This window comes from Streptosporangium album (assembly GCF_014203795.1).
Lineage (GTDB): Bacteria > Actinomycetota > Actinomycetes > Streptosporangiales > Streptosporangiaceae > Streptosporangium > Streptosporangium album.
Genome location: NZ_JACHJU010000014.1, coordinates 1 through 8064 on the forward strand (window position 1 = coordinate 1; position 8064 = coordinate 8064).

Annotated in this window: 8 protein-coding genes; 5 read left to right on the forward strand and 3 right to left on the reverse strand. The window is 70.5% G+C overall.

Annotated features, from left to right (window positions below; genetic code table 11):
- Together FHR32_RS42710 and FHR32_RS42715 are read right to left on the reverse strand one after the other, a co-directional pair.
- A partial coding sequence (locus FHR32_RS42710; protein ID WP_184760279.1) for an ABC transporter substrate-binding protein occupies positions 1–334 on the reverse strand: 334 nt, incomplete at its 3' end.
- A gap of 40 nt (positions 335–374) precedes the next feature.
- Entirely contained in the window at positions 375–1190 is an 816-nt protein-coding gene (locus tag FHR32_RS42715; RefSeq protein ID WP_184760280.1) for an ABC transporter permease, read from the reverse strand.
- Between the two features lie 141 nt (positions 1191–1331).
- On the opposite strand from FHR32_RS42715, the gene FHR32_RS42720 reads away from it, so the two are divergent.
- The 3 genes from FHR32_RS42720 (at position 1332) to FHR32_RS42730 (ending at position 4438) form a co-directional block, all read left to right on the forward strand.
- Entirely contained in the window at positions 1332–2393 is a 1062-nt protein-coding gene (locus FHR32_RS42720) for a LacI family DNA-binding transcriptional regulator (RefSeq protein ID WP_312882966.1), read from the forward strand.
- Positions 2390–3547 (forward strand): mandelate racemase/muconate lactonizing enzyme family protein, encoded by a 1158-nt coding sequence (locus tag FHR32_RS42725; protein WP_184760282.1) that lies wholly within the window; start codon positions 2390–2392, stop codon positions 3545–3547. Before FHR32_RS42720 ends, FHR32_RS42725 begins: the two co-directional genes overlap by 4 nt.
- Before the next feature lie 126 nt (positions 3548–3673).
- Complete coding sequence (locus FHR32_RS42730; RefSeq protein WP_184760283.1) at positions 3674–4438, forward strand: hypothetical protein; 765 nt, start codon at positions 3674–3676, stop codon at positions 4436–4438.
- Here FHR32_RS42730 and FHR32_RS42735 read toward each other — a convergent pair.
- Positions 4435–5742 (reverse strand): cation:dicarboxylate symporter family transporter, encoded by a 1308-nt coding sequence (locus FHR32_RS42735; protein ID WP_246468835.1) that lies wholly within the window; start codon positions 5740–5742, stop codon positions 4435–4437. The two genes, FHR32_RS42730 and FHR32_RS42735, sit on opposite strands and share 4 nt — an antisense overlap.
- A 126-nt stretch (positions 5743–5868) precedes the next feature.
- Between FHR32_RS42735 and FHR32_RS42740 the strand changes: the two genes are divergently transcribed.
- Together FHR32_RS42740 and FHR32_RS42745 are read left to right on the forward strand one after the other, a co-directional pair.
- Positions 5869–7476, forward strand: coding sequence for a sensor histidine kinase (locus FHR32_RS42740; protein ID WP_312882967.1), 1608 nt, complete (start codon positions 5869–5871; stop codon positions 7474–7476).
- The coding region (locus FHR32_RS42745; protein ID WP_184760285.1) for a response regulator at positions 7473–8064 on the forward strand (592 nt) is incomplete at its 3' end. The genes FHR32_RS42740 and FHR32_RS42745, both read left to right, overlap by 4 nt.

Consider the following 8064-nt stretch of genomic DNA (forward strand, 5'->3'; position numbering starts at 1 on the left):
GGCTCTTGACGGGGACTCCCTGCCCGACGGCCGCCAGCAGCGCCGGGGTGTCGGCCCAGCCGAAGTCGGTCTGCCCGCCTCCGGTGGCCTGGACGGTCTTCTGGGACCCCTGGCCGGCCTGGATCTTCAGGTCGATGCCGTGCTTCTCGAAGACGGCCTGCTTCTTGCCGAGGTAGAACGGGGCGTGCTCGCCGTAGGGGTACCAGTTGAGCGTGAGGGTCACCTGGTCGAGCTGCTTACCCGAGGCGTTGGTGGTCGTACCGCCTCCTCCGCCGCCGCAGGCCGCGACGAGGATGGCCGGCATCAGGGCGACGATGAGGCTCCGAGATTTCACGGGATTACCCTTCCTTGGGGGATGGTCACTGACTCGTCTTTCAGAGGGTGGTGGTCACTGCCTCGCCTCGCCGGCTGGCGTGCCAGGGCAGCATCAGCCGCTCGGCGATCTCGACGAGGACGAACAGCACGACACCGATCAGCGACATGACCAGCAGTCCCGCGAACAGCATGGGGGTGTCGAGATTGCCGTTGGCCTGAAGGATCACGAAGCCCAGTCCCTCGTTCGCGCCGACGAACTCCCCGACCACGGCGCCGGTCACCGCGAGGGTGACGGCCACCTTCAGTCCGGAGAACAGATGGGGAAGGGATGCGGGAAAGCGGATCTTGGCGAAGGTCTTGAGTGGGCTCGCGCCCATGGTCGAGGCGAGCTGGAGCATCTCGGGGTCGACCGACTTCAGGCCGGTCACCATGGAGATCACGACGGGGAAGAACGCGATCAGGACGGCGACGACGACCTTGGGGGTCAGGCCGAAGCCGAGCCAGACCACGAACAGCGGGGCGATTGCGATCTTGGGGACGACCTGGGCGAAGAGCAGGATGGGGTAGAGCGTCTTCTCCACCGTCGTGGAGTAGACCATGACGACGGCGGCCAGCACGCCGAAGACCACGGCGATGGCGAAGCCGATGACGGTCTCGTAGGTGGTCACCCAGGTGTGCTGCCAGAGGTAGGGCCACTTGTCCGCCATCACGCTCAGGGTCGTCCCGGGTGACGGAACGAGGTAGGGCGGCACCAGCTGAGCGAAGGTGATCGCCCACCATGCCGCGAAACAGGCGACGAGGAGTGCGACCGGGCGCCAGCTCTGTTCGAGCGCGGCGAGCAGCCGGCCCTCGGATCCACCGAGGTTCATGCTCATGGTGAGCTCCTCTTTCCACTCACGTTCGGGCGGGCCCTCACGCAAGCGCTTTCTCTGTGATCGGAAAGCGCTATCCGAAAGCGCTTTCCGGTGTACGGTAGGGCCGTCTCACATATGGGTCAAGAGGAGGTGAGGGACGACGTGGGTGAACAGCCACAAATTACCCTTAACGACGTCGCGCAGGCCGCAGGGGTGTCACCCGCCACCGCCTCCCGCGCGCTGAACGGCACCGCCCGCGTGCGCGCCGACCTCCGAGAGCGTGTCCTGGCCGCCGCGGGGCAGCTCGCCTACACCCCCAACGCCCACGCACAGGCGCTTGCCCGCGCCTCGAGCCAGGCGGTGGGCGTCATCTGCCACGACGTCAGCGACCCCTACTTCGCCGGGATCGCCCGGGGCGTCATGCGCGCCGCCGCCGAACACGACTTCCAGGTCATCATGGGCAGCACCTTCCGCGACCCGGCCCGCGAGGTCTCCTACGTCTCCATGATGCGCGGCCAGCGCGTGCGGGCGATCCTGTTGATCGGCTCGGGGTTCGAGGACCGCGCCTGGCAGGAGGCCATGCGGGAGGAACTGGCCCGGTGCAGCGCCGCGGGAGCGAGGATCGCCGCGGTCAGCCGCCACCAGGGGCTCCGCATCGACTCCGTCCTGCCCGAGAACCGCGCCGGGGCCGCCGCGCTCGCCAGGGCGCTGCTCGACCTCGGCCACCGTGACTTCGCCGTGCTCACCGGGCCGCCCACGCTCACCACCGTGATGGACCGCCTCAACGGCTTCCGGGACGCGCTCACCCAGGCGGGGATCACGCTCGACCCGGGCCAGATCGTGGAGGGCGTCTTCAGCCGTGACGGCGGCTACCGGGCCGCCGGCGAGCTGATCTCCCGTGGACTGCGCGCCACCTGTGTCTTCGCCTCGACCGACATCATGGCGGTCGGCGCACTCGCCGCCTTCCGGGACCACGGGCTGGCCGTGCCCGCCGACGTCTCCCTCGCCGGATTCGACGACATCCCCGTGGTCGGCGACCTGACACCGCCGCTGACCACCGTGGCGCTGCCGCTGGAGGAGCTGGGAAAGCGCGTCATGGCACTGGCCCTGCGGCCTGCCATAGCCGGTCGCAGCCGCATCGAGCGCGTCCCGGGTACGGTCGTCCTGCGGGCGAGCACCTCGGCCCCGACCAGAAGACCGCTTGCTGAAAGGACCTCGCCTTGACCCTCGCCGGACTCTCCATCGACCGGGTGGAGACCTATGCCGTCGCGCTGCCGACCCTCCGTTCCTTCGGCGTCTCCGGCGGGTCGGTCGCCGTCGCGGGGCAGCCCAGCATCCGTGTCCTGGTCAAGGTGAGCGCCGACGGCGTCCACGGCTGGGGCGAGGCCACCCCGATCCCCGCCTGGACCTACGAGACCGCCGAGTCGATCGTCACCACCATCGACCGCTACCTGGCGCCCGCGATCATCGGCAGGCCGGTCTGGGACCTCGACGCCGTCACCACGGCGTTCGACCGGGCGATCAACCGGGGGCTGTCGATCGGCGCCCCCCTGGCCAAGTGCGCGGTCGACGTCGCCCTGCACGACCTGCTGGGCCGTGCCGCCGGTGTGCCCGTCGGCGTGCTGTGGGGGCAGCGCCGCAGCGAGGAGATCCAGCTCGCCTGGATCGTGTCGGGACAGACCGCCGAAGAGGTCGCCGAGTGCGTCGCCGAGGGGAAGGACGCGGGATACCGCGCGTTCAAGGTCAAGATCGGGCTCCACTCCGAGGAGGACGACCTCGCGGTGGTGGCCGCCGTGCGCGCCGCGGCGCCGGACGCGCCGCTCTGGGTCGACGCCAACCAGGCCTATACCTGCGACACGGCCCTCCGGCTGGCCGCAAGGCTGCTCGACCTCGGGGTGACCGCGTTCGAGCAGCCGCTCCCCGCCAACGACCTGGCCGGGCTGCGGCGGATGCGCGACGTCTCGCCCCTGCCCGTGGCCCTCGACGAGAGCCTGCGCCACCCCACCGATCTGGCGACCCTGGTACGGCTCGGCGCGGTCGACGTGGCGATCGCCAAGGTCCAGCGGAGCGGTGGCCTCACCCTGTCGCGGCGGCTGTGCCAGCTTGCCGAGGACTGCGGCGTCCGGCTGATGGGTTCGGGTCTGACCGACTCCGACCTCGGACTGGCCGCGTCCCTGCACCTGTTCGCGGCGCACGGCATCACCGGGCCCGTCGACCTCAACGGCAGGCAGTTCATCTCCTCGCCCTATGCCGCCGGCACGACGGTGAAGATCACCGATGGCGTCGCCCGCGTTCCCACCGGACCCGGGCTCGGCGTCGAGGTCGACGAGAGCGTGGTCCGCGACCTGGCGGTCGACGTCCTGGTGGCGCGCGCCTGACATCGGGGGCGGTGACCGGCCGCCGCCCTTCTGCGGGGACGGCGGCCGGCGGAGAGACCCGCGAGGGCATCGAGGTTCGCCGTACTGCCCGGTGAACTGCTGCTCACCGTCCTGCTGCTGTCAGGGGTGTCGCTGCCCGCCCCGGTGATCCTGGCGGCCGAGCTGACCGCTGTGTCGGTGTTCGCCCTGGAGGCGGTGACCGCGTACCGGCTGTTCCGGGCCGGACGCCGGAGCGGCGCGGGCCGGCGGGCGGCTGCCCGGGCGGCCGCCCGCCGGTTGGTGCCGGAGCAGGTGCGCAGGTTCATGGAGTTCGACGTGAAGGGCATGGCCAGCCTCGTCCTGTGGGTCGCCCGCCGCCGCGACGGCGTGCCGCCCGGCGCCACCGCTCTGCCGTACTCGGGAGAACAGTCGTCGACGATTCTGGTGCTGCTGTTCATGATGGCCGTGGAGACGGTGGCCGTGGAGCTGCTGTTGAAGGCGCTCGGCGTGCCGGATGGGCTGCGCGTTCTGGTGCTGGTGGTCGACGTCTACGGGATCGTGGTCGGGCTGGCGGTCGGCGCGGCCTGCGTCACCCGGCCCCACGTCGTCTCCTCCGAGGAACTGCGCGTCCGCTACGGGGCCTTCTTCGACCTGCGCATCCCCCGCCGGCTGATCTCCTCGGTACGGCTGTCGCGCAGCTACAACGAGCCCGGCGTGGTGACCGTGGAGAACGGGCGGCTCGGCGTGGCGGTCTCGTCCCAGACGAACGTGATCGTCGAGCTGGCGGAACCCGTCACCGTCGTCCGTCCCCTCGGCCGCCGCGCCGAAGCCACCACGGTCCGTTTCTTCACCGACACCCCGGGCGCGACCCTGGCCGCCCTCCAGCGCCAGGGCCGGCGCCACGACGCCTAGGTTGCCGGTGACATCTGCGCCTCGGGCTGCTCGGCCGGCGGGGGCTGGTCGTCGTCGTCCAGCAATGTGGCCTCGTCGAACGGGATCCGGCCGGCCAGCACCTCTGCCGCGCGTTCCCGGTCGAACTCGCCGGTCCAGGTGCCGACGAGGACGGTGGCGACCGCGTTGCCCGCGAAGTTGGTCAGCGCCCGGGCCTCGGACATGAAACGGTCGATGCCGACGATCAGGCCGACGCCGTCGACCAGCTCGGGGCGGTGGGACTGCAGGCCTCCGGCGAGGGTGGCCAGGCCGGCGCCGGTGACCCCGGCGGCGCCCTTGGAAGCGATGATCATGAAGGCCAGCAGGGAGATCTGCTCGCCGACCGAGAGGGGGGCACCGGTGGCGCTCGCGATGAACAGGGTGGCCATCGTCAGGTAGATGGCGGTGCCGTCGAGGTTGAAGGAGTAGCCGGTCGGCACGGTGATGCCCACGACGGGGCGGCTCACCCCGAGGTGCTCCATCTTGGCGATCAGCCGGGGCAGCGCCGACTCGGAGGAGGAGGTGCCCAGGATGAGCAGGAACTCACGGCTGAGGTAGCGCAGCAGGGACAGCAGGCTGATCCGGGCGACCAGCCAGAGCATCGGCCCGAGCACGCCCAGTACGAAGATCAGGCAGGTCGTGTAGAAGGCGAGCATGATGACGCCGAGGCTCTTGAGCGCGTCGACGCCGGTGGCGCCGACGACCGCGGCCATCGCGCCGAACGCGCCGACCGGGGCGGCCCACATGATCATGGCAAGGATGCGGAAGACGAGCCGCTGGATGTGCCCGACGCCGGCCAGGATGGGCCTGCCCCGCTCCCCCATGGCCTGCAGGGCGAATCCGGCGAGCAGGGCCACCAGCAGGGTCTGCAGCACCTGCCCCTCGGTGAACGCCGACACCAGCGTGGTCGGGATGATCCCGAGCAGGAACGTCACCGTGTCGCTCTCGCCGCCCTTGGCCGCCTCGGCCTCGGCGGCCTTGCGGAGCTCGTCGGTGAGCTGGAGGCCGCTGCCGGGGTCGACCAGGTTGCCGACGACCAGGCCGATGGCCAGCGCGACGGTCGACATGACGAGGAAGTAGCCGAGCGCCAGGCCGCCGACCTTGCCGACCTTGGCGGCCTGGGTGACCGATCCGACGCCGAGCACGATGGTGCAGAAGATGATGGGGCTGATCATCATCTTGATCAGCGCGACGAAGGCCGTGCCGAGCGGCTTCAACTCCTTGCCGAGATCGGGAGACACGAGCCCGATGGTGATCCCCGCAATCACGGCGATAATTACAGCCATATACAGATAGTGAGTACGATCTCGGGACATATGGGACACTCGACTTTCCCGGTCTGGACAGAAATTCTGGTCGAGTGACTATGCGCCGCCGATGTGATCCAAGTCACTATTGCGTACATTTCGTTCGTGGACGTAGGGAAAGTTGTGGGGTTGAGGACGCTGTCCGGATGGATACGCCGATGGAGCCTGGCCCGGCAGATGCTGGCACTGCAGATCGTCGTGGTCGGGGTCACCGTCGCGGGAGGCGTGGTGCTGACCTTCCTGCAGACCAGCGAGCTGCTCGTCGAGGAGGCCGCCGGAAAGGCCAGGGCGGTGACCGTCAGCGTGGCCGACTCCCCCTCGGTCCTCGCCGCCCTCGGCGACTCCGCCGTGCTGCAGCCGTACGCGGAGCGGGTACGGCAGGAGACCGGGGTCGACTTCATCACGATCATGAGCACCGGAGGGCTCCGCTACACCCATCCCAATCCAGCCCAGATCGGCCGTCCGTTCCTCGGCACCATCGCACCCGCGCTGAAAGGTGAGACCTTCACCGAGACCTACACCGGCACCCTCGGCCCCTCGGTGCGCGCCGTCGCACCGGTACGCGACGGCGACGGCACGGTCCGCGCCCTGGTCAGCGCGGGCATCACCGTCGAGAAGATCGGGGTCAGGCTCCACGGGCAGCTCGCCGGCGCCGCCCTCATCGGCCTGCTCGGCCTGTCCACCGGCGGCGCGGGCACCTATCTGGTCGGAACCCGGCTCCGCCGCCAGACCCACGGGATGGGCCCGGGCGAACTCCGCCGGATGTACGACTACCACGACGCGATCCTGCACGCCGTACGGGAGGGGCTGCTGCTGGTCGACGACGCGGGCAGACTGACGCTCTGCAACGACGGCGCCAGGGAGCTTCTGGGCCTGTACGGCGAGATGGACGGGCGGCACGTCACCGAGCTGGGCCTGCCCCCCTCCCTCACCGAACTGCTGGCGACCGGGGAGAACCGGACCGACGAGATCCATCTGACCGGGGAGCGGACGCTCGTGGTGAACGTCGCCGTGGTCCGCTCCGGCAACCGTTCGCTCGGCACCGTGGTCACCCTGCGCGACCACACCGAGCTGCAGTCCCTGACCGGGCAGCTCAACGCCGAACGCGGCTTCGCCGACTCCCTGCGCGCCGCCGCGCACGAGTCGGCCAACCGCCTGCACACCGTCATCACCCTGGTCGAGCTGGGCCGCGCCGAGCAGGCCGTGGCCTTCGCGACCGCGGAACTCCGGGCCGCGCAACAGCTCACCGACCGGGTGGTGGGCGCGGTGCGCGAACCGGTGCTCGCGGCGCTGCTGCTGGGCAAGAGCGCCGAGGCCGCCGAGCGCGGCGTGGAACTGATGATCAGTCCGGACACCGACCTCGACGACATCGGCCTGGACGAGCGGGACCTGGTGACGATCCTCGGCAACCTGATAGACAACGCGGTGGACGCGGCCATGGCGGGTGTCGCACCGGCGCAGGTGGACGTCCGTCTACTGACCGACGAGTCGGCCTTCCTGGTGAGCGTGGCCGACAGCGGGCCCGGGCTGGACGCGGCCACGGCACGGGAGGCCTTCCGGCGGGGCTGGACCACCAAGGGCGACGGGCGTGGCCTCGGGCTGGCCATGGTCGGGCAGGCGGTCCGCCGCCTGGGCGGCACGATCGACGTCGGCCGTGGGCCGGGAGCGGTGTTCACCGTACGGCTGCCGCTGCGCGGGAAGGGCGATTCATGATCTCGGTGCTGGTCGTCGAGGACGAGGAGATCACCGCGGAGGCGAACCGCGTCTTCGTGGAGCGGGTGCCCGGTTTCCGGGTGGCGGGGGTGACCAGGTCCGGCGGGGAGGCGCTGCGCTTCCTGCGGCGGCAGCCGGTGGACCTGATCCTGCTCGACCTCTACCTGCCCGACATGCATGGGTTGGAGGTCTGCCGTGCGCTGCGGGCGGCGGGCGTGCTGTCCGACGTCATCGCGGTCACCTCCGCACGCGACCTGTCGGTGGTCAGGGCGGCTGTCTCCGTAGGCGTGGCACAGTACTTGCTCAAGCCCTTCACGTTCGCCTCGCTGAGCGAGAAGCTCACCCGCTACGCGGAGTTCCGGTCGTCGGTGGAGGGCTCGGGTGAGGCCAGCGGCCAGGGCGAGGTGGACCGGGCGCTGGCCGCGCTGCGCGGCCCGGCGCGCAGCCCGCTGCCGAAGGGGATGACCCCGCTCACCCTCGACGCCGTACTGGCGGAGCTGCGCAAGGCCCCCGGCGGGGTTTCGGCTCAGGCGACGGCCACCGCGATCGGCGTCTCGCGGGTGACCGCCCGCCGCTATCTGGAACACC